At 37.8% G+C, this 22,627-nt stretch carries 19 protein-coding genes and 1 pseudogene; 13 read left to right on the top strand and 7 right to left on the bottom strand.

The features are described 5' to 3' along the window. The first annotated feature begins 390 nt into the window (after positions 1-390). The 8 genes from CDG59_RS14145 to CDG59_RS14110 all read left to right on the top strand — a co-directional run bounded on the left by CDG59_RS14145 (position 391) and on the right by CDG59_RS14110 (position 7,539). Positions 391-1,326 carry an ABC transporter ATP-binding protein gene (locus CDG59_RS14145; protein WP_087535903.1) on the top strand — a complete coding sequence of 312 codons (936 nt, stop codon included), beginning with the start codon at positions 391-393 and terminating at the stop codon, positions 1,324-1,326. Continuing rightward, positions 1,323-2,096 (top strand): ABC transporter permease, encoded by a 774-nt coding sequence (locus CDG59_RS14140; protein WP_005159666.1) that lies wholly within the window; start codon positions 1,323-1,325, stop codon positions 2,094-2,096. Before CDG59_RS14145 ends, CDG59_RS14140 begins: the two co-directional genes overlap by 4 nt. Next, a complete protein-coding gene (gene queF, locus CDG59_RS14135) occupies positions 2,093-2,908 on the top strand; it encodes an NADPH-dependent 7-cyano-7-deazaguanine reductase QueF (RefSeq protein ID WP_087545904.1) in 816 nt (271 codons plus the stop codon). Before CDG59_RS14140 ends, queF begins: the two co-directional genes overlap by 4 nt. A 33-nt stretch (positions 2,909-2,941) precedes the next feature. Next, positions 2,942-3,601, top strand: coding sequence for a hypothetical protein (locus CDG59_RS14130; RefSeq protein WP_087545902.1), 660 nt, complete (start codon positions 2,942-2,944; stop codon positions 3,599-3,601). A gap of 241 nt (positions 3,602-3,842) precedes the next feature. Then, entirely contained in the window at positions 3,843-4,985 is a 1,143-nt protein-coding gene (gene rodA / locus CDG59_RS14125; protein ID WP_087545900.1) for a rod shape-determining protein RodA, read from the top strand. Positions 4,986-5,004: 19 nt separating this feature from the next. Then, the gene (mltB, locus tag CDG59_RS14120; protein WP_087545898.1) at positions 5,005-6,006 is read left to right on the top strand and encodes a lytic murein transglycosylase B; all 1,002 of its coding nucleotides are present in this window, start codon (positions 5,005-5,007) and stop codon (positions 6,004-6,006) included. 287 nt (positions 6,007-6,293) lie between these two features. Then, positions 6,294-6,905, top strand: coding sequence for a septal ring lytic transglycosylase RlpA family protein (locus CDG59_RS14115; RefSeq protein ID WP_087545896.1), 612 nt, complete (start codon positions 6,294-6,296; stop codon positions 6,903-6,905). A 181-nt stretch (positions 6,906-7,086) separates the two neighbouring features. Then, entirely contained in the window at positions 7,087-7,539 is a 453-nt protein-coding gene (locus CDG59_RS14110) for a DUF962 domain-containing protein (RefSeq protein WP_004662548.1), read from the top strand. A 40-nt stretch (positions 7,540-7,579) separates the two neighbouring features. Here CDG59_RS14110 and CDG59_RS15200 read toward each other — a convergent pair. Together CDG59_RS15200 and sthA are read right to left on the bottom strand one after the other, a co-directional pair. Next, positions 7,580-7,693, bottom strand: a pseudogene (locus CDG59_RS15200) (DUF3465 domain-containing protein); the annotation flags it as partial. A 148-nt stretch (positions 7,694-7,841) separates the two neighbouring features. After that, the gene (sthA, locus tag CDG59_RS14105; RefSeq protein ID WP_005159656.1) at positions 7,842-9,257 is read right to left on the bottom strand and encodes a Si-specific NAD(P)(+) transhydrogenase; all 1,416 of its coding nucleotides are present in this window, start codon (positions 9,255-9,257) and stop codon (positions 7,842-7,844) included. 191 nt (positions 9,258-9,448) lie between these two features. On the opposite strand from sthA, the gene lipA reads away from it, so the two are divergent. Both lipA and CDG59_RS14095 read left to right on the top strand, forming a co-directional pair. Further along, complete coding sequence (gene lipA, locus CDG59_RS14100; protein WP_004662555.1) at positions 9,449-10,462, top strand: lipoyl synthase; 1,014 nt, start codon at positions 9,449-9,451, stop codon at positions 10,460-10,462. Between the two features lie 390 nt (positions 10,463-10,852). After that, complete coding sequence (locus CDG59_RS14095; RefSeq protein ID WP_087545894.1) at positions 10,853-12,556, top strand: DUF4394 domain-containing protein; 1,704 nt, start codon at positions 10,853-10,855, stop codon at positions 12,554-12,556. Positions 12,557-12,613: 57 nt separating this feature from the next. On the opposite strand, the gene CDG59_RS14090 is transcribed toward CDG59_RS14095, so the two are convergent. Together CDG59_RS14090 and hrpA are read right to left on the bottom strand one after the other, a co-directional pair. Continuing rightward, a complete protein-coding gene (locus CDG59_RS14090) occupies positions 12,614-13,720 on the bottom strand; it encodes a beta-ketoacyl-ACP synthase III (protein WP_004953654.1) in 1,107 nt (368 codons plus the stop codon). A gap of 46 nt (positions 13,721-13,766) precedes the next feature. Beyond that, positions 13,767-17,621 (bottom strand): ATP-dependent RNA helicase HrpA, encoded by a 3,855-nt coding sequence (hrpA, locus tag CDG59_RS14085; RefSeq protein WP_087545893.1) that lies wholly within the window; start codon positions 17,619-17,621, stop codon positions 13,767-13,769. A 475-nt stretch (positions 17,622-18,096) separates the two neighbouring features. Between hrpA and ahpC the strand changes: the two genes are divergently transcribed. Together ahpC and CDG59_RS14075 are read left to right on the top strand one after the other, a co-directional pair. Beyond that, positions 18,097-18,660, top strand: coding sequence for an alkyl hydroperoxide reductase subunit C (ahpC, locus tag CDG59_RS14080; RefSeq protein WP_087545891.1), 564 nt, complete (start codon positions 18,097-18,099; stop codon positions 18,658-18,660). Between the two features lie 251 nt (positions 18,661-18,911). Beyond that, positions 18,912-19,124 carry a KTSC domain-containing protein gene (locus CDG59_RS14075; RefSeq protein ID WP_005159645.1) on the top strand — a complete coding sequence of 71 codons (213 nt, stop codon included), beginning with the start codon at positions 18,912-18,914 and terminating at the stop codon, positions 19,122-19,124. Positions 19,125-19,171: 47 nt separating this feature from the next. Here CDG59_RS14075 and CDG59_RS14070 read toward each other — a convergent pair whose 3' ends face one another. Then, positions 19,172-20,371 carry an alkane 1-monooxygenase gene (locus tag CDG59_RS14070; RefSeq protein WP_087545906.1) on the bottom strand — a complete coding sequence of 400 codons (1,200 nt, stop codon included), beginning with the start codon at positions 20,369-20,371 and terminating at the stop codon, positions 19,172-19,174. 122 nt (positions 20,372-20,493) lie between these two features. On the opposite strand from CDG59_RS14070, the gene CDG59_RS14065 reads away from it, so the two are divergent. Then, positions 20,494-21,543 carry a helix-turn-helix domain-containing protein gene (locus CDG59_RS14065; protein WP_087545890.1) on the top strand — a complete coding sequence of 350 codons (1,050 nt, stop codon included), beginning with the start codon at positions 20,494-20,496 and terminating at the stop codon, positions 21,541-21,543. On the opposite strand, the gene CDG59_RS14060 is transcribed toward CDG59_RS14065, so the two are convergent. Both CDG59_RS14060 and CDG59_RS14055 read right to left on the bottom strand, forming a co-directional pair. Then, positions 21,520-22,107, bottom strand: coding sequence for an O-methyltransferase (locus CDG59_RS14060; protein WP_087545888.1), 588 nt, complete (start codon positions 22,105-22,107; stop codon positions 21,520-21,522). The genes CDG59_RS14065 and CDG59_RS14060 overlap by 24 nt on opposite strands. Before the next feature lie 38 nt (positions 22,108-22,145). Beyond that, entirely contained in the window at positions 22,146-22,364 is a 219-nt protein-coding gene (locus CDG59_RS14055) for a DUF1653 domain-containing protein (RefSeq protein ID WP_087545887.1), read from the bottom strand. Between the last annotated feature and the right edge of the window lie 263 nt (positions 22,365-22,627).

The raw sequence follows: 22,627 nt of genomic DNA, 5'->3' as shown, positions 1-22,627 counted from the left end.
CTCGATCGGTCACTTTACCTAGGCAAAAAGGTTCCATTTTTGCCCATTGAGCATCAGTAAGTATGTATCTATCCATACTACTATTATAAATTAATCAGTTGCCTTTGTTAATTCTCAACAAGCCCTAGATGGATCAACTGTCTACAATTCTATCTAGCATCAGCTTACGATTATTTTGATAATCGTACCTATATTTGATGCGATACTTAAAACTCTAAGATTTTGATAATAAATAAAAAATTTAATATCTGACAGTTTAAAAGTAAATCATTTTACAAAATTATCGAATTAATCGTTCTATTTCTAAAACGCCAGAAACCTATTTTTCTACTTGGTTTATTTTTTCATATCACTCAAAATAGTCGTTCTATTTAACAACGTGAGACGTTCATGACTGATGCTTTGGTGTTGAGCGATTTGTCCAAAACTTATCGTAATGGTTTTCAGGCGTTAAAAGGTATTGATTTGACCGTACCTGAAGGTGAATTTTATGCATTATTAGGTCCTAATGGTGCGGGTAAATCTACAACGATTAGTATCATTAGCTCTTTAACCAAAAAAACATCGGGTACAGTGGAAATCTTTGGGCACAACTTAGATACCCATCCATCCCATGCGAAACAATGTCTTGGTGTTGTTCCTCAAGAGTTTAACTTCGGTCAATTCGAAAAAACTTTCGATATCTTAGTGACACAAGCAGGTTATTACGGCATTCCTAAAAAACATGCTGAACAACGTGCTGAATATTATTTAGAAAAACTCGGTTTATGGGAAAAACGTAATATTCAATCACGTATGCTTTCAGGTGGTATGAAGCGTCGTTTAATGATTGCACGTGCCATGATGCATGAACCTAAGTTGCTTATATTAGATGAACCAACTGCGGGTGTGGATATTGAGTTACGTCGTTCAATGTGGGATTTTCTCACTGAAATGAATGAAAAAGGTACATCAATTATTTTAACGACACATTATTTAGAAGAAGCTGAGATGCTTTGTCGTCGCATCGCAATTATTGATCGTGGTGTGATTAAAGAAGATACCACCATGAAAGGCTTTCTTAATCAACTCAATGAAGAATCATTCATCTGTGACCTCGCTGAACCTATTGAAAATTTGCAACTGGATATCATCGGCTTCAAATTTAATTTAATTGATCCAATGACATTAGAAGTCACTATGGATAAAGCCCATAGCATGAATGATTTGTTTTTACTATTACAATCACAAAATATTCAAGTCAGCAGTATGCGCAATAAATCCAATCGTTTGGAAGAATTATTCGTGAAAATGGTCGAGAAGAATCTTGCTGGAGCGAATCAGTGAACTTTAATCAATTAAAAACAGCACTTTGGACTTTGGTTGTTAAAGAAATTCGCCGTTTCATGCGGATATGGCCACAAACTTTATTACCACCAGCAATCACAATGAGCCTATATTTTGTGATTTTTGGCAACTTAGTTGGCTCTCGTATTGGCGAAATGGGCGGCTTTAGCTATATGCAATTTATTGTGCCAGGCTTAATTATGATGGCGGTGATCACCAATAGCTACGCCAACGTTTCTTCAAGCTTCTTTAGTGCCAAATTTCAAAAAAGTATTGAAGAACTGATCATGAGCCCTGTGCCCTTACACCTGATTCTTTGGGGCTATGTGATTGGTGGCGTATGTCGTGGTGTGTTGGTCGGTTTGATTGTGACCATCATGAGTTTATTCTTTACTCACTTAGAAATTTATAATCTATTCGTGACTATATATACTGTCATTATTACTTCACTATTATTCTCGCTTGGTGGTTTCATCAATGCGGTTTATGCGAAGTCATTTGATGATATCTCTATTATCCCGACTTTTGTATTGACTCCACTTACCTATTTAGGTGGTGTCTTTTATGCGATTAGTGCGCTTAGCCCATTTTGGCAAAATTTATCTTTAGTCAATCCAATTGTATATATGGTCAATGCTTTCCGTTTTGGCATTTTAGGGCACAGTGACGTCAATGTAACGTTCTCACTAAGTATCGTTACCCTATGCTGTGTTGCGCTCTATGCAGTTGCTTATCGTTTATTAGCTCGTGGTTCAGGAATGCGTGAATGAGTGTTGAACATTCTTTATTGGGCAAAGATACCCAATACCCTACTCAATATCAGCCAGAGGTTTTATTTCCAATTGCTCGCGCTGAGTCTCGTCAACAATATTTGCATGTTGAAGGCATTACACAAGGTAAAGATTGGTGGCATGTATTTGAAATTTCATGGCTGAATCATCTTGGTTTACCACAAGTGGCGATTGGTCGTTTAATCTTACCCGCCAACTCCCCCAACTTAATTGAATCAAAGTCACTTAAACTTTATTTCAATAGCATGAACTTTACGCAGTTTGAGTCTCAACAAGCTTTTGTCGAAACGGTTGAACGTGACTTATCCAATGCGGCGGGTGGAAAAGTTGAACTAGAATTATTGCAAGTTGATGATTTAGAAATTTCTAGACCGCAGGGGATTTGTATTGATGATCTCATCCCTGAGCGTCTATCTGAGCATCCAGATTCAACTCTATTAAGGTTAGATCCTGCGACCCAAGAAAGTGTTGAAATTGAACTTTACTCTCATCTTTTAAGAAGTAATTGTCCAGTCACAGGACAACCAGATTGGGGTACGATTTTTATTCGTTTTCAAGGTAAAAAACCTTGTTATCGCAGCATATTAGCCTATATTATCTCGTACCGTCAGCACAATGGTTTCCATGAGCAATGTGTCGAGCAAATATTTGCTGATATTTGGCAATTGCTTCAACCTGAAAAGTTGATGGTCTATGCAACCTATACACGCCGTGGAGGCTTGGATATTAACCCATGCCGTGTATCAGACTTGTCATGGATGCCCGAGCCAATTCGCTTGGCGAGACAATAAAACGAATAAATTTGATATAGAGGAAATGTTTCAATGACCAGTTATTTCGGTATTCTTCCATCAGCAGGTTTGAGTCAGGATATTCAACTTGCACAGGCTAGCCGTGACAGTAAAGAACCACAATACCCTTTACGTGACAAAATCTCTTTACAATTGACGGATGAATTACTGGACAACATGCTGATTAAGCTGGTTCAACAATTTCCGCCAAGTGATAAGCGTGATACTACCGAGAAGCTTGCAATCAAAATCCGTGGCATTGTTGAGACTTTACTTAAACAGTTATTAGGCAAGGCACCAAACGAGCAGGTTCTTGAATCGTTGTCGTTTATGGAAAAAAGCCTGTTTACTGACAATGAGGGTCAACAACGTCTTGGTACGGTTCTTCCTGATACGCTAGTCGCTGACATGAAGAAAAGCTTTGCAGAAGTCGCTGCTGGAAATGGCAAGGCACAACGCGATGCATTAACCCAGCAATTTAAAACTTTTGCTGATGCATTGATTCACCACTTTATGACCGAATTTAACAAAACGCTGGGTCTGGGCATGATGAAACGTGGTGTTGCGAGTGTTGCAACCAGTGGTGTCGAAACAGCCGTTCACATTGTGATCAATAAGCTCATCCCAGGTTTAAGCCAAGGTGAACTTGAAGTATTTGCAAAACATTTTGATCAGTTATTGGTTCAAAAGTAATTCGCCAAATGATGCAAAAGCGATGGTCATGGAACCATCGCTTTTTATTAGGTGCATGCAATATAATATTTAACATATAACACTGATTTATAATAATTATTTAATACAATTCATAGATAACAGATGATCATTTCAATTATAAACTGGATACTTATAGATCTCACATTTTCTAAATTTGCACGCTCTAAATCCGCATTTATGTTAGCATTCGCCAAGCATTGATTTCCCGATTTACACTCGCATGGCACCTAGTTCCCAGTACAAATTTCTACGTCAAGCACCGCGTGATGGCTTAAGTACAGCTGCACAGCCCTCTCGTTGGCAACAATTGCATATCGACCCTTGGCTTTGTTCTTTTTTGGTTTTAAATGCCTTACTTGGACTCACAGTATTATATAGTGCTTCTGCGCAAGATGTCGGACTAGTCAGTAAGCAAGCAATCAGCTTTGGGATTGGCTTTATTGTTATGTTTAGTTTGGCTCAAATCCCCCCAAAGGTATATCAGGCATTTTCACCTTATTTTTATGTGTTTGGTGTACTTTCCTTAGTGGCAGTCGTCATTTTTGGCGAAGTCCGTATGGGAGCACAACGTTGGATTGATATCCCTGGCTTCGGCAGTGTGCAACCCAGTGAATTTATGAAAATTGGTATGCCAATGATGATTGCTTGGTTTCTATCACGAAAAGCATTACCTCCGAGCCTTTCACAAGTTGTACTGTCATTGATGTTGATTGTCGTACCTTTTCTACTTATTGCAGAACAGCCTGACTTAGGTACATCACTACTAGTTCTGGCCAGTGGTATTTTCGTACTATTTTTAAGTGGTTTATCTTGGCGACTCATCGCTGCAGCAGCAGGTCTAGCCGCAATTATTATTCCAATTGCTTGGGAATTTTTACTACATGATTATCAACGTCAGCGTGTTCTTACATTATTAGATCCTGAAGCAGATGCTCTTGGCACAGGTTGGAACATTATTCAGTCTAAAACTGCGATTGGCTCAGGAGGATTCTCAGGTAAAGGGTTCTTAGAAGGCACCCAATCTCATCTACATTTCTTACCTGAAGGCCATACCGACTTTATTATTGCCGCTTATTCTGAAGAATTTGGCTTAATTGGCGTGACACTGCTTATTATTCTTTATTGTGCAATTATCTTTAGAACATTCCAAATTGGATTGCAGAGCTTCCATAACTATGGTCGCTTGGTTGCAGGCGCATTTGGTTTGTCATTTTTTGTTTATGTATTTGTAAATGCAGGTATGGTCAGTGGTATTTTACCCGTAGTTGGTGTGCCTTTACCCTTCATGAGTTATGGTGGGACGGCAATTATTACCCTGATGTCTACTTTTGGACTGGTGATGTCTATTCATACACATCGATAATGAGGAATTTTATAAACATATGTTTCTTCCTAATTTAAATAAAACTTTTAAATTGCTTGGTTTGAGTGCCAGTTTATTTGTCAGCAGTAATTGGGCTCAAGCAAATGAATTTTATACACATCCGAATTACTTTGCTTTTAAGCAGAAAGCAATGTCAACTTATAATTTAACGAGTGAACAAATTGATGCAGCCATGAGTGGCGCTAAGGATTTACCTAATATTCTCAATATCATGACTCGCCCAGGCGAAAGTAAACCTTGGTATGAATATCGTTCAATGTTTCTTGTTGATGGCACTATTCAACGCGGGGCAAACTTTAAAAATCAATATCAAGATGCGTTGAATCGTGCTGAACAGCAGTTTGGCGTACCTAAAACAGTCATTCTGGGCATTTTAGGTGTAGAAACAGGTTATGGTGCGAATAAGGGCTCTTTCGTCACTAGAGATGCGCTTGCGACACTCGCTTTCGGTTATCCTCGTCGAGCAGACTATTTTAGTGATGAATTAGCCGCCTTGATCGCTTGGACGTACAAAGAAGGTTATCCAACAAATAGTATCGTTGGTTCATATGCAGGTGCTATTGGTTATCCGCAATTCATGCCAAGCAATATTCAAAAGTTGGGCGTAGATTATGATGGAAATGGTCACATTGATTTAAGAAATTCAGCAACAGATGCTATTGGCTCTATTGCTAACTATTTAGCTCAACATGGTTGGCAGCGCGATCGACCAATTGGGTTTCCAGCCCGTTACTTAGGCAACAACCCAGATAGAATTATTTCCAAGGATTTAACCCAACCTATTCCCTATGGAGAATTGAAAAGACTAGGGGTTTCCCCTGTTGACCCTTTGGTAAAAATTGATGATTTAGACTTAGTCAATGTCATTCAATTACAAGACCAATTTGGTCCAATTTACTACATTACTTATCCAAATTTCCAAGTGATTACGACTTATAATAAAAGTCGTATGTATGCAACAGCAGTATGGTTATTGGGCAACGAAGTAGCTAGTCGATAGACTAGCTTTTTTTATAACATTCTGAAAAGTCAATAAAAAAATTAAGCAAAAAGACCACATATTCAGCAAAAAATATATTTTGTTACAATATTGATTATTTATTAACCATAAACTGTAAGTTTTTACCCTTTTTGTAACTATTTATCGTTAAAGACTAGACACACTTCGTAAGCGATGAATATTATCCACTCAAGTAAAGTAATTGCAAAAGTGAATAATTAGACATGTGCACTATGTTTCAAAGTTGTTTTTGAAATAGAAAAGCATGTTCTCTAGGAGTTTATACAATGCAGTTTTCGCTAAAATATATTCTAGCGCTGACGGCAGGCTTAAGTTTAAGCCCGTTACATGCGGAAATGGTACAATCGACATCAATGAATAATGATGTGGAGGGTTCTAATTTAGCTGCCCGCGTACTAAGCAAAGATTCTCAAAATTTTAATTTGCGTTTTTCAAACGTTCATAGTCTTTCAATCACTGAGCGTTCAGGTGACCAAATCCGTCGCCAAACGATTGCTGCAAAAATCGATATTCCTGAAGACGAGCCTTCAGTGATTGAAAAACTGAATACTGTTGCTTCGAACACAGTTCGTAAATTCAGCCAAAGTGGCGTTGCATCTTGGTATGGACGTCAGTTTCATGGTCGTAAAACAGCAAGCGGTGAAACATTCGATATGAATGGATTAACTGCAGCTCACCGTAGCCTTCCTTTAAACTGTTATATCCGTGTAACAAATAAAGACAACGGCAAGAGTGTTGTAGTAAAAGTAAATGATCGTGGTCCATTCCATGGTAACCGAGTACTAGATTTATCTTATGGTGCTGCAAAGCAACTTGGTATGTCTGGTTCTGGTACTAGTAATGTGAGCATCGAACGAGTTGATGGGCCAAGTTCTTAATCACTTAGTTTTACACTCTCCAAAAAAAGCCACCTAGTGTGGCTTTTTTTATTATGAGACTAAAGAATTTAGAAATTACAGTTATTTTTTGGAGCAACATCATATCCGCGAATGATTTTGACCCTTTTTATTTAATTCGTTATATTGAGCAAATAAAAATGAATAGAGTAAAGGAATTAACATGAAGTCAATTGATACGTGGTTTGATGAGTATAGTGACAGCCATCAAAATCAAACCAATAAAAAAATTCATTGGGTTTGTGTCCCAGCTATTCTTTTTTCAATTATTGGTATTTTGGCTCATTTTAGCACCCTACTCACCGCTTTGCTTCTTGTACTCACTTTAGTATTTTATGCTCGCTTAGATATTGTTTTGGCTGTTGCAATGGCTGCACTGTTAGCCGTTATGGCATGGCTCATTATTATTTTACCTGTAGGCGTAGGATTCTATATTGGTGTCTTTGTGATAGCTTGGATTGGCCAATTTTATGGTCACAAAGTTGAAGGGAAAAAGCCTTCTTTCTTTAAAGACTTACAATTCCTCCTCATTGGCCCTGTATGGTGCATGGACGCTTATTTAGCTAAAGTCCTACCTAAATGGAAATCTCGTCAGAAATTAGCGCTTACAAGCTGATTGAGAACATGCAAATAGAATGAGTAATAAAGGGAAAATATCATTGATATATTTTCCCTTTATATTTTAACCATCCGTCAATATGTTTTCTTTGTGGATCATGATGGGTCCAATGAATCACACCGCCTTTTGGGTTATATTCATATTCACCAAATAAGCTGCAAGCAATAAAATGATTACTACAAGAATTAGATTATTTATTTTAGTTTTCATCGCAAATTTCCTGACTAAAATCCAGATAACAAAATGCCAATCAAGTTGATTGGCATTTTTGTTGCTTATCGAACTAAATCCATCCCCATTTAAAACAAACGATTCATACCATTCAAAGCTGCTACACGATATGCTTCTGCCATCGTTGGATAGTTGAATGTCGTTTCAACGAAGTACTTCAACGTATTGTTTGGACTATGCATCACCACTTGCCCAATGTGAATAATCTCTGCCGCATTGTTACCAAAGCAGTGAATACCTAGTACTTCTAAAGTATCGCGATGGAACAAGATTTTTAATTCACCGACAGTATCACCCGTAATTTGGGCGCGAGCTAGATGACGGAATGAAGCCTGACCTACTTCATAAGGTACTTTTTCTTCAGTTAATTGCTGCTCGTTCTTACCAATTGAAGAAATTTCTGGGATTGTATAAATACCTGTTGGTACATCTTTAATTGGCTTAACATTTTTCTCACCAACCATATTTGCACCTGCACAACGCCCTTGGTCATAAGCAGCCGATGCAAGTGATGGCCAACCAATAACATCCCCTGCAGCATAGATGTTATCAACTTCAGTTTGGTATTGATCATTGACCATCAGCTGACCACGGTTATTCGGTGTTAGACCGACATTTTCCAAACCAAGACCATCTGTATTACCAGAACGACCATTACACCATAAGATGGCATCAGCTTTAATCTTCTTACCGCTCAGCAAATGTAAAACCACATGATCATCGAAAGTTTCTAAGCGATCAATTTGCTCATTATGTCGAATCAATACGCCTTGTTCACGTAAGTGATATGACAATGCATCTGCGATTTCATCATCAAGGTAGCTTAAAAGCTTTTGTTGAGTATTGATCAAATCAACTTTATGGTCTAAACCAATGAAAATCGAGGCATATTCGCAACCGATCACACCAGCACCATAAATAATGATTTTTTGAATTGAATAATCCAAATCAAGAATTTTATCTGAATCAAATACACGCGGATGATTGAAATCTAAACCTTGTGGTTGATAAGGACGACTACCTGTTGCAATCACGATTTGCTTACAAATGATCGTATCTTTGATTCCGTCCTGACCAAAAATCAAAACCGTATTTTTATCTTGGATATACGCACGTCCATGAAACACATCAATTTTGTTGCGATCATAGAAACGTGTATGCGTATCAACTTGCTGTTGAATTACCTTATGTGCATTACGTAGCACTTGTTTCATGGTGAATTGTTTCCACTCACCGACCTTTTGAAACATTGGGTCACGTTGATATCGAATAATACTTGATACTGTTTGACGTAATGCTTTACTCGGAATTGTTCCTACGTGAGCACAATTACCACCAAGTTGATCACGTATATCAACGATCGCTACACGTCTACCTGCTTTAGCTAGCTTCATTGCCGCGCCTTCACCAGCTGGGCCAGAACCGAGAATTACTGCATCAAATTTTACAACATTCCCACCAACGACCTCTTTCTTACGTGGCATTCAAAGCTCCTTTGTCTCTTCGCTGTTTACTTCTATATATATGATAACTAATATGCTATGGCTTGATGTATTTCTCAACCATATATTTTTATATATTTACATTTTCAAAATGAATACCTAATTCATCCTATAAACCAATAAATTTGACTATAATAATCGAATATCTCAAGCAATAGGTTGTAGAAAATAATATGTCTGAACACCGTAAACCTGAACAGGGCATAAAACTTCGTGGCGCAGAAAAAGTCGCAAGAATTCCTGTAAAAGTTATACCTACGGTTGAAGTGCCTCGTAAACCAGACTGGATTCGCGTCAAAATGACTGCACCTGAAGAGGTTCAGCGTATAAAAACAACTCTACGTTCGCAAAAACTCCATACTGTTTGTGAAGAAGCTGCCTGCCCTAACCTCCCTGAGTGTTTTGGTGGTGGCACTGCTACTTTTATGATCATGGGTGATATTTGTACTCGCCGTTGCCCGTTTTGTGACGTGGCGCATGGTCGGCCAAATGCATTAGACCCTGATGAACCACGCCACATGGCTGAAACCATTTCTAACTTAGGTCTTAAGTATGCAGTGATTACTTCTGTAGACCGTGATGATCTATTAGATGGTGGTGCTCAACACTTTGTGGATTGTATTAAAGAAGCTCGCGCACTCAGTCCAAAAACTTTATTAGAAATTTTAGTTCCAGATTTCCGTGGGCGTATGGATATTGCCTTACGCATCATGACAGAATGTCCACCCGATGTTTTCAATCATAATATTGAGACTGTTCCTCGCTTATACAAAGCAATGCGCCCAGGTTCTGACTATCAACATTCTTTAAATCTTTTAAAAATGTTTAAAGAATACTGTCCTGACGTACCAACGAAATGTGGTTTGATGGTGGGGATTGGTGAAACAGAAGAGGAAGTGATTGCTTTACTCGATGATCTTCGTGCGCACGACGTAGATTACGTGACTATTGGTCAATATCTACAACCTTCTAAACAGCATGCACCGATTGATCGTTTTGTTACGCCAGAAGAGTTTGAGCGTTATGCTGAACATGGTCGTAAATTAGGTTTTAGAAATATTTGGTCAGCGCCGATGGTTCGTTCGAGCTATTTCGCAGATCGTCAATATCACGGCGAACCTGTTCCAGCAGTACGCCGTAAAGTCGATCCTGCAAAAAAAATCACAGTACAAACTGTCGAAGCGTAAGCAATAGATATATTGAAATCGAGAGAGTTTTAAAATTCTCTCGATTTTTTATTTTTAAGTTTTAAAGGTTATATTTTTTCATAACAATTACTTTACTAATCTAGAGTTTCATAGCTGCCGTGAAATTAGTGTGAATAATTACAACTCAAAACTCAAATACGAAAAAATCACTTAAAAACACTAGTTTACTTTCAACCTTGCCCCACTTAATCTAATAAGAGTAATTATAAGATTTTTAAATTATTTATTTAAAAATAAAAGTCGAAATCTTTTTCTAAGGCTAGACCCCCATTACAGCAATCCAATAACAAGAAGCTCAGAGTTAATAAATAACAGGGAATCCTTCTCAAAAGCTTCTTATAACCAAAATATGTATCAGGATAAACGACTATGAATAAACGAGCATTAACTTTGACCGCAGCAACTCTGGGTAGCCTAATATTATTGGGTTGTAATAATGATTCTAACAACGATACAGAAACTACAAATACTAATACAGGTGACACATTAATCTTAACCAACAACGGTATGATCAGTTCAATAGACCGAATGATGCCAAATAAAATCGTGTCAAATCTTAAAATAACAGGTCTACAAACAGATGATGAACTCGTTGGAATCGATTATCGTCCGAAAGATGGAAAACTTTATGCGGTGGGATTATTAGGTAATATCTACACTTTGAATCCTGCAACTGGTTCAGCCACTTTTATAAAAAAATTAATGGCTGACCCTACTGATACGACTGATGGAAATGCAGCATTTACTAAGATTTTAGGCGATGCGAATCTGATTACTGTGAACTTCAATCCAGTTGCAGATCGTTTGAGGGTTATAACAAATACGGGACAAAACCTTCGAATTAATGTTGATACTGGCGCAACGATTACTGATGGCGCTATCAATTTGACAGAAAGCAACCCTACCATTGTCGCTGGTGCATATACCAATGCATTTGCAGGAACTGGATCAACCAAACTCTATAGTATTGATCAAAATAGTGATCGAATTTATATCCAAAATGCGAATGCTGGAACATTGGGTGTTTCAGCTGCCTTGGGAGCAGATATAAACATTAATGGCGGTGGTGGATTTGACATCGATCCTGTGAGTAACGTCGGCTTCGCAGCGCTAAAACTCAATACTGGTGGTTATAAATTCTTTCAACTTAATCTAGCAAATGTAGGAACAAGCAATTATGCCATTTTTGCATCTGGTGACCTAAATAGTAACTTTAATAGTATGGGAATTCGCGGTATCGCATTAAAAAGAGCAAGTGATGCCACCGCTCAAGCTTATGGATTGACGGCCAATAATAAATTATTGAACTTTGCTTTGAATAATCCAAATGCGGTGATGGAAAAAACCATCACAGGTTTACTCGTTGATGAGAAATTTATTGGAATTGATTACAGACTCAGAACCACTATAACCAATTCTGGAAAACTTTATGGTCTTACCAATAAAGCAAACTTGTATACTATAAATACAGATACGGGAATGGCTAACCTGATTACCTCACTCAAACCTGCGACGGGTAGTAGTTTCACAACATTAGATGGAACAAGTTTCGCAGTTGATTTCAACCCTACAGCAGATCGACTCCGCGTAATCAGCAATAATGGACAGAACTTAAGAATTAACGTCGATACTGGCGATACTATAAAAGATGGTGATATTAACGGAATTGCTGATGCTAAAGTCACTGCAGCAGCATATACCAATAGTTTTGCTACACCAGTTTCAACGCTTGCTACTGAACTATTTGATTTAAATCAAACAGGCAATACATTAACCAAGCAAAATCCTCCAAACAATGGCACTTTAAATCTCATCGGCAACTTAGGAATCAATCTAGGCATGGATAATGGTTTTGATATTGTGGGTGGTGATAATGGCTTAGCTTTAGCAGCAGTCTCAGGTGCTTCTGGGCCTTCTGTGTTATATCGCATAGATCTAAATAGTGACACGACTATTACAACTCCAAGAGCACGTTTAGCAATTAATGTGGATGGAGCACCAAATCTAGCAGCTTCAACTATTGGTGGTAACACGACTCCACAAGTCATCGACCTAGCGATCTTACTTAAATAAGCTGAAATCAAAAAAAACCGCATCATTGATGCGGTTTTTTATTTTTGCCTATAAACTTTAAGCAATATGTTTTTGTACGATAATCGAACCAACCGAATATCCTGCACCAAATGAAGAGATCACAGCATATTCGCCATTATTGACTTGCTCGCCTGTGCGGTGCATTGCAATAATTACGCCCGCAGAAGAAGTGTTCGCAAACTCATCCAAAATAATTGGTGCACGATCTAAATCAGCATCCTTACCAACAACGAGTTTTAAAATTAACTCATTCATATTGGCATTCGCTTGATGCAACCAGAAGCGTTTAACTTGTTCAGGTGTTAATTGTAATTTTTCCAACTGCGCTGTAATGATTTTTGCGACAAGTGGACAAACTTCTTTAAACACTTTGCGCCCATCTTGACGGAACAATTTGTCATCAACAACCGCATCTTCACTACGGTTTAAGAAACCAAAGTTATTGCGGATGTTATTTGAAAATTGGGTAAACAAATGAATATCTAAGATTTCATAACCTGATTTGGTTTCAGTTTCTTCGATAATTGAAGCAGTTGCAACGTCACCAAAAATAAAGTGCGCATCACGTGTACGATAATCCAAATGACCTGAGGTAATTTCAACATTCAAAAGTAAAACACGGCGAGCACCACATTTCACAGCGTCATAAGCTTGCTTTAAACCAAATGTTGCAGCTGAACACGCGACATTCATATCATAAGCATAGCCTTTGATACCTAATGCCGACTGAATTTCAATCGCAACAGCAGGATAAGCACGTTGCATATTTGAGCATGCCAAAATCACAACATCGATATCTTCAGCAGTGACACCTGCATTTTCCATCGCTTGTTTAGCAGCAATTACACCCCACTCGGCTTGGAGCGAAAGTTCATCATTACTACGCTCTTGTAAGCGCGGACGTAAACGTGTTGGATCTAAAATACCTGACTTCTCAACCACGTAACGGCTTTTAATACCAGATGCTTTTTCAATAAACTCAGGACTTGAACCACGTAGAGCTTCGATCTCACCTGCTGCAATTTTGTCAGCATTTTGTTGATTAAATTGTTCTACATAAGCATTTAAACTTTCAACCAACTCTTCATTAGAAATTGTTTCAGTTGGGTGAAACAAACCTGTACCTGTTATACGGATGCCCATGTAAAACTCCTGTAAAGAATGGTTCTAACTTTCATTATTGCTCAGTTTAACCGATTGCTAATCGATCCCATAGTTTTTGTAATCTAGTTGGTGAAATTGGCATCTTTGTTTTCATTGGTTGAGAAAACAAGGAAATTCTCAATTCCTCTAACATCAAATACATTTCTTTGATTTTAGGATCATTTTTAAACTTAAATACTTTGTCCATCCATGGATCGACATCATCAATTGCAGCAAGGTCACGTTGTAGATTATTTGGCAAACGATCTAAACGCAATAGCAATGCTTTTAAATAACGTGGATATTCCTGCCAAATCTCACTTGGTTTGCTATAAACAAAGTCCGCCAATGACATTAAATCCAACTGATCCTCTATATCGTCAATACTACGACCGAATATATCTTGATCTAAAACCAACAACTCACGACGAACTTGCTGCCATTGGGTAAAAATTTCAGTGATGTCCGTTAGTACTTTTTGACCATTGCTCAAAAAGTGTTTTTTTACATCAAGTGCTAAGGTATTAAATTCTTCAGCATTTTGTGGAAGCTGTTGGATTGATACTTGTAGGGTTGCATAAACCAACATTTGTTCGAGTTTAGCTCTTTCACCCAATGGAGAATAGGCCAAAGCCAAAGGTTTAGAAATCTGCTTTTTCAGTTGGCGAATCAAATCTCCAAGCTGCATATGAATCAGACGAATTACACCTTCACGATGCTGTTTAATGGCTTCTTGCTGATCATTAAACGTTTGTACTACAACACCAGATTCATCTTTTGCTTCAAGTGCAGAAAATATCTTTGTGGGAACAAGCGCTTGATATTGTTTAACTATCACTCCTGTAACCTTTTGAGAAGCTTCAAAGATAAAGCTCTCAGGGAAGGCTTGGAACTCGCCTTGCTGTTGTTTTACTGGACGATGAGTTTCAACTCGGCATCTCGCCTTTAATTCATCCAAGTCACGACCTTGTGCAATTAATTTTCCTTTTTCATCAATCACTTTGATAAAAGGAACAAGGTATTGATCGATACGTTCAAACGAGAAATCTTTTTCAGTAATCTGCTCTCCACGTAGAGCAAAAGCGAGATAGTTAAATAGATGCTCACGTAAATGAACAGCATCGACACCCTGCATTAACTTTTTGGCTGTATCAGGTATTGGAACTAAATTGCGGCGTTTATCTTTAGGTAGTGCTTTTAATAAAGCCTCGATCAAATCTTGCCGCCAGCCAGGTATTCCCCATGACCATTGTTTTTCATCTACTTGTGGCAAAGCCTGCACAGGAATTTTAACCGTTGCACCATCTTCATCATGGCTTGGATCAAAACGATAGTTCGCAGCTAAATGCAATTGTCCATTATGTAAATAATCTGGGAATTGCTGTGTGGTTGGTCGATCATTCATCCATAACGCATCATCTTCTACAAAAAGATAACGCGGATGATCTGGCTCTACTGTTGCACGCCAATCTTCAAAACTACGGCGGCTAGCAATTTCCTCTGGCACTTTTTCAGCATAAAATTGATAAATAGTTTCTTCATCGACCACTAAATCACGACGACGCAGTTTATCTTCAACTCGCTCAACTTCTTCAAGTTTAAGTAAGTTGTGTTTTAAAAATGGCGGTGTAATACCCAAATTACCAGTCGTTAAGGCATCCCGTAAAAAGATTTCATGTGCCGCAGCTTGATCAACTTTCTCAAAATTCACCATACGTTTTGGTTCAATAATTAAACCAAACAATGAAATTTGCGCATAGGCATTCACAATGCCTGCTTTTTTCGACCAATGTGGTTCGAAATAGTGATATTTCAATAGCTCACGTGCAGCTAATAAAATCCATTCAGGATCAATTTTTGCTAAAGTTCGCAAATACACTTGAGAAGTTTCCACCATCTCAAATGCCATCACCCAAGCAGTATTGGTCTTATGCAGTGTACTGGCAGGAAATACTTTGGCTTTCTGCTGACGTACCGCCATAAAGGTATTTCGTTCATCGGTTTTATTGGCGATAAATGACAGTAAACCTGTTAACAAAGCACGATGTAAATTTTCATAATTGGCTGCCTTTTCATTAAAGCTCAGCTTTAATCCTTCAGCCAACTCAACTAATTGTTGATGGGTTTGCTTCCATTCCCGTAAACGCAACCAACTCAAAAAATGTTGACGTGCAAACTGACGGCGCTTGTTTTCAGACTGTGTATCAGGACTGGTTTGTAACGTATTCCAAAGTTTTAAATAGAATAAAAAGTCTGAATCCGCTTCTTTGAATAAAGCATGCTTCTGATCAGCCTGCATCTGTTTATCGGCAGGTCGTTCTCGTGGATCTTGAATCGCCAAGGCACTGACAATAATCAATGTTTCTTTCAGCACACCAAAATGAGCGCCACCAATCAGCATACGAGCTAATCGTGGATCAATCGGCATGCGTGCCATCATTTGACCGACTTTAGTTAAATCATTCTTACGTTCGCTTAATGCACCTAACTCAATCAAAAGCTTGCGTCCATCATTCACCAAACGGAAATCAGGCGGCTCAATAAAGTCAAAATCTTCTAAACTACCTAAACCAAGACTTTGCATTTGTAAAATTACAGAAGCCAAGTTCGTCCGTTTGATCTCTGGTTCGGTAAACTCAGGACGACTTAAAAAATCTTCTTCACTGTATAGACGAATACACACACCCGCAGCAATACGACCACAACGACCTTTACGCTGATTGGCTGCTGCCTGTGAAATCGCTTCAATCGGTAAGCGTTGCACACGTGAACGGTAGTTATAACGTGAAATACGAGCAAAACCGCTATCAATCACATACCGAATATTAGGAACGGTTAATGCTGTTTCAGCAACGTTGGTTGCAATAATGATACGGCGACCTTTGCCGCTTGGACTGAAAATCTTTTGCTGCTCGGCGAGTGCCAAACGTGCATATAAAGGCAACACTTCAGTATGCCGAGGACCATATTTTTGCAGCGTTTCCTGTAATTCTCGGATTTCTTGCTCAGTGCTGGCAAAAATCAAGATATCAGCATGTTCTGGATGCCCTTTACCCTCAGCATCAGCAAAACACTCTTCGACCGCTTGTACAACAGCACGTGGTAAGTTCTCTTCAAAATCATCAAACTCATCATCATCACTACCAATAATACTGAGTTCCGAAATTGGACGATAACGTACTTCAACAGGGAAGCTCCGCCCTTCTACTTCAAAAATCGGTGCATCATTAAAGTATTGGCTAAAGCGGTTTACGTCTAGCGTTGCTGAGGTGACGATGACTTTTAAATCAGGACGCTTTGGTAATAACTGTTTGAGATAACCCATGATGAAATCGATATTCAGTGAACGCTCATGGGCTTCATCGATAATGATTGTGTCGTATTTTGAAAGGAAGCGGTCGTTCGTCAGCTCAGCTAGCAAAATACCATCCGTCATCAAACGCACGATAGAATCTTGCGATCCCTGCTCATTAAAACGGATTTTAAAGCCAATCGCCTCGCCCAGTTTCTGCCCAACTTCTTCTGCAATACGTTGCGAGACACTGCGAGCAGCTAAACGTCGCGGCTGAGTATGCCCAATCATCCCAGTGAGACCACGACCAGCAAGCATAGCAATTTGTGGTAACTGCGTGGTTTTACCCGAACCCGTTTCACCCGCCACAATAATCACTTGATGCTTTTGTATTGCGGCAATCAAACGATCTGCATACTGAGTAACAGGTAAATCTTGATTGAGTTTAATTTGGGGAATACGCGCTAAGCGTTGTTTGACTTTGTCATTTGACTGTTGAAAAAGTTTTTCGATTTCTGCTGTTTCTGTTTTTTTATCTTTGCGCAGTCGATTTAAACGGTGACGGTCACGTGCCATAACCCATTGATCTACATTTAAATGACTCTGCACTGAACAGCTTTCCTAGAAAATAAACTAATCAGCTATTTTACGCCTTAAAGCGTTGCTATGCAAAGCAACCACATTTAGTTCTTTTCAAAAATATGCACTATTCAATTGATACACAAGGGTACTTTTGCATTTTCTTATTTTTAAACCAAGCAAAACATAGGTAAAAATCTAAGTGTATATCTTGGTTTTCTCTATATTTTTTAGATTTTTTCAATTTTACCCTTGAATTTTAATACTATCGACTGCATGTTGTTATGCAAGTTAGTTTTAGGTATTCGTCATATTTGCTTCATCTTATTGGAGTCAAATAGGCTTATATCTTAGGGTGAAAATCGTTTTATATTGATTCATTCAATTTTCCGATTTTAGTCATGTAAAAATACTATTTCCCCAATAACTAAAAATTATTTATTCTTAACCTCGTAAACAAATAAGGCATTAGCCTCTCAATAAAACCTCAATCATGGAGACAATGATGAGCTTAATTAATACTGAAGTTAAACCATTTAAAGCTGATGCATTCCGTAACGGTGAATTCATTCAAGTCACTGATGCTGATCTTAAAGGCAAATGGTCTGTTCTTATTTTTATGCCTGCTGCATTTACTTTCAACTGTCCTACTGAAGTTGAAGATGCTGCTGAGAACTACGAAGAATTCAAAAAAGCTGGTGCAGAAGTTTATATCGTAACAACTGATACTCATTTCTCTCACAAAGTATGGCACGAAACTTCTCCTGCTGTAGGTAAAGCTCAATTCCCATTAGTTGGTGATCCTACACATCAATTAACACGTGCTTTTGATGTGCATATCGAAGAAGCTGGTTTAGCTTTACGTGGTACGTTCATCATCAACCCAGAAGGCGTAATTAAAACTGCTGAAATTCACGACAATTCAATTGCACGTGATGTTTCAGAAACTTTACGTAAGCTTAAAGCTGCTCAATTCGTAGCAAGCCACCCAGGCGAAGTTTGCCCAGCTAAATGGAAAGAAGGTGAAGCGACTCTTGCTCCATCGATCGACCTCGTTGGTAAAATCTAATTTTTAGATTTAACAATGTTGAAAAGAAACCACTCTAAAAGAGTGGTTTCTTTTTATTTGTCATTTGCTCACTTTTTGCGATACATCGATCTCAATTCAATACTAAATTTTTACAATTCTTATACTTATAAATTTATAACGAAATTCATTTATCAATTGTCAGCCTGCTTTACATGGAGTAATGTCAAATTATGAAACATAAAGAGTTTTTCGTATGTACTAAATGATCAAACTAAAATGGGGGAAAATATATGGAAAAAACTGTTGTTGTAACCTTTTGGAAATATGATATTTCTTCACGCTACTTAAAAATTTTTTACAGCAATGGCACAGCCGAGCTTTATCATCCTGTTCCAGAATTTATCTATGACAATTTGCTACGCACAACTGATAAGACTGCTTTTGTCCATAAATACCTTGAGTTTGATCTGCATTTTAAACGACTTTATCTTTTAGCCTCATAAATAAAAAAAACCAGCCTAGATTAAGGCTGGTTTTTTATTTAAATTTATTAAGCAGCTTCGACTTCAACTTGTTCAGCATACTTCTCTAATATTTTCTCTTTTGCGTCTGGATGAATATTAATTTTCTCCATATTGCCTTTGTAATGCTCTACTACTCGATCATCCATAATTTTTGACCACCATGAAGGAATAAAGGCTGGTAAAATCATCGCTCCATAGCCCGCTGGTAACTGTGGTGCATTTTCAAAATGACGTAGCGTTTGGAAGCTACGTGTTGGATTTGCATGATGATCTGAGTGACGCTGTAATTGATACAAGAACAAGTTAGTCACTACATTGTTATTGTTCCAACTATGCTCAGGTAAAGTACGCTCATATTGACCATTGGCTTTCTTTTCACGTTTTAAACCATAATGCTCAATATAATTTACTGATTCAAACAAAGTAATCGCATAGGCAGCCTGTGTCACTTGGAACGGTGCTGAACGCACTCCAAATTTGCTAAACATAGCAGCATGGTACACGGCAGACATCGCCCAACCATGAATCAATTCATTCTCTTTACAGAAGAATGGCAATTTTTTACGCTCTAAACGATTTTTCTCAATTTCGATCGCAGATTTGAAACTACCAATCACTGTACGCGGTAAAAATTTCCAGAAAGTTTCACCAAGTCGAGATGATGCTGGATCTTCTGGCGTTGCAACACGACGGTGATGACCATATGGATGCTCAATACGGAAATGATTATAGCCCGATGGAGCTAATGCCAAATGTGATAAATAATGTTCGAGACGACCACTTTTATGACTCAATTCATGCGCCGTATTGATGGCAATACCATTCACCATCCCCACCAAAGTACCCAATAACGCTTGATCTGCAAGTGATGTACCTTTACGACTTGCCAAATAAGTGCCGTAAATATTGGTCGCATATTGCAATGGAATAAAAAGTTTAACAATTCGAGAATAATATGGATCAGCTTCTAAATCTGCAATCGCATCAAGTGGTGGATTTTCTGTGTCCTCACCAATTAACTTATCCAATGCAGGAATAACACCATGAATAAATAATGGGCCAAAAGAGGCAAAGAATTTTTTGGTTTTTTTCGGTCCAAATTGATAACCTGCTAAACCACTCATTGCAATGGTCGGTACTGCCAAACCCAATAACCACAAATGACGTTTTTTATCTTTAAAGATTGTTGTTGCTTGCTCTACATCCAGTTGAGTATGCATATTCATTAGAAATTCCTCAATCAAACACAAAATGTTTTGCTTGAATTGATTGTGTTCTTCTGCAGTCACTCTATATTATCATTTTAAGACTTGATATTATCATTTTAAGACTTTAGTGGTTTTTTATTGTGCAAAAACAGCAAATCCCTGTTATTCCGTCTCGTTATTATTTGCGGTTGATCGAAATTCTGCTTGGTACTCATCAATATGATAATGAGGTATTAAACGCATTTAATAACGAACTTTCTAAAACTGAGCTTTTATCAATTCAACAAATTGAACAATTTATTGCACTTGGCCTGAGCCTACCTAATACAGAAGATTTGGCTTTTGAACTCGGTAAAAATCTAAAACTCAGTTCGCATAGTTTGGTTGGATATGCATTAATGACCAGTCCAAATTTAGAACATGCATTGAGATTAATCGCACAATATTTTCGGCTAATTATGCCAAGTTTTAAGCTATCGATTCAATTTCCAGCTATTCAACATAAGGTTGAGTTATTACTTGAACCCATCTTACAAATGAATAAGCAATGTTTAGCATTTCATATTGAAGCAATTGCCGTTGGATTTTATTACAGCTTATTAGAACTTGCAGGACAGCAACTACAACGTTATCAGGTTTATCTAAGCATTCCTGAACCTGTGTATCAGGAACGTTATCTACATTTAGTCAAAGCCAGCTTTCATTTTAACTATACGTGGATATCTGGCATCCGTGTCGTGATTGATCAACAACAACTGGCACTACCCTTACCTTTGGCGGATGCTCATAGCCTAAAAGTGGTTGAACAACGTTGTCAGGAACAGATTCAAAAAATTTATCATCAAGGTGAAATTGTTGAATGGGTCAGCATGATGTTAAGACAAGCCCATCAGATTCCAACATTAACTGAATGCGCTCAAGTTCTAAATATTTCTACTAAAACTTTACAACGTTATTTGCAGCAACAAGGAGTTGAATTTCAAGCTTTGAAACAAAAAATTAGTACTGAGCGAGCAATTGATTTATTAGAAAATTCAAATTTTACCATCACCCATATTGCTTACGAATTAGGCTATTCGAACCCTGCAAACTTCACCCGCGCATTTAACAAAGTATTAGGTTGTAGTCCGCAGAGCTATCGCTCAAAACATCAAGATCAAATGCATCTACTTCAAGACAACCAGACATAAACCTGCACCTACAGGTAAAACAGTACTCATATAATTTTCGTCCGCTTTAATCAAATCAAGAAAATCTTTGACCTCACCTGCATGTGAAATCACATTATCAACGATCAAAGTATTACCCGAGAACTGCAATAGACGTTTTAAATCATTCCAGTAACTCACATAGCAGCCACGTTCTGCATCCAATAAAATTAGATCATAGGATTCAGTTGCTTGTGCCAAATAATCTGAGGCATCGCCCACCCAAAAATCAATAAAACGCTCTAATCCAAATTCTTCAGCATATTTCTTGGCTTGAGCACTGCGGAAAGCATTGATCTCTAGGGTTTGAACTTTGCCTCCAACTGATTTTGCAGCCTCAGCCAACCATAAGGTTGAATATCCCGTCGATGTTCCAATTTCTAGAATCTGCTTTGATTGCTGAGTACGTACTAACATCCCAAGTAACTTAGCAGATTCTGCTTCAATATTTCGGTAACGTCTTAAACGATCAGACTGCCGAGCATCATGTTGCTTAAATTCATCATATAAATCAGCAATACGTTGTAAAAAAACGGTGCTCGTCATATCTTGTCTCCGTAATGCTCAAAAGCAAAAGTTCAAATTTAAGTGGCTTGTATTAATTTAAAACGTGGAATGACTTGCCCATCTTCAAGTTCAACTGTTTCAACAAACATCGATAATGGACGCACCCACATTGAATAATCACCATATAAACATTGATATACAACAAGTTGTTCCTCAGTTTCGCTATGTCTAGCAAGATTAAATACCTGATAAATTTGACCCTTGTAGTGTTGATAAATACCACGTTGTAATACCATTTGCTGCTTCCTTATATATGCTATGAAATAATTGCAGTTATATAACAAGTTCTATTTGATTCAAATTTTTATGCTCATATACGCACAAAAGTTCCACAAATATATATTAAAATTCAAAAATCCGATTAAATTTATAAAAACATACTGTTTTACCTATTTATTAGTTTTGCATACTATAGCTTCATTGAATGAATTTAGCTGATTTGAACTGCTTAGAATTTGGAGAAATACATGTTAGATCAAAATATTAAAACTCAATTAAA

Origin of the sequence: Acinetobacter sp. WCHA29 (assembly GCF_002165335.1) — a bacterium.
Classification (GTDB): Bacteria; Pseudomonadota; Gammaproteobacteria; order Pseudomonadales; family Moraxellaceae; genus Acinetobacter.
Note: the sequence above shows the minus strand (reverse complement) of the source record. Positions and strands in the feature narration are given on the sequence as shown.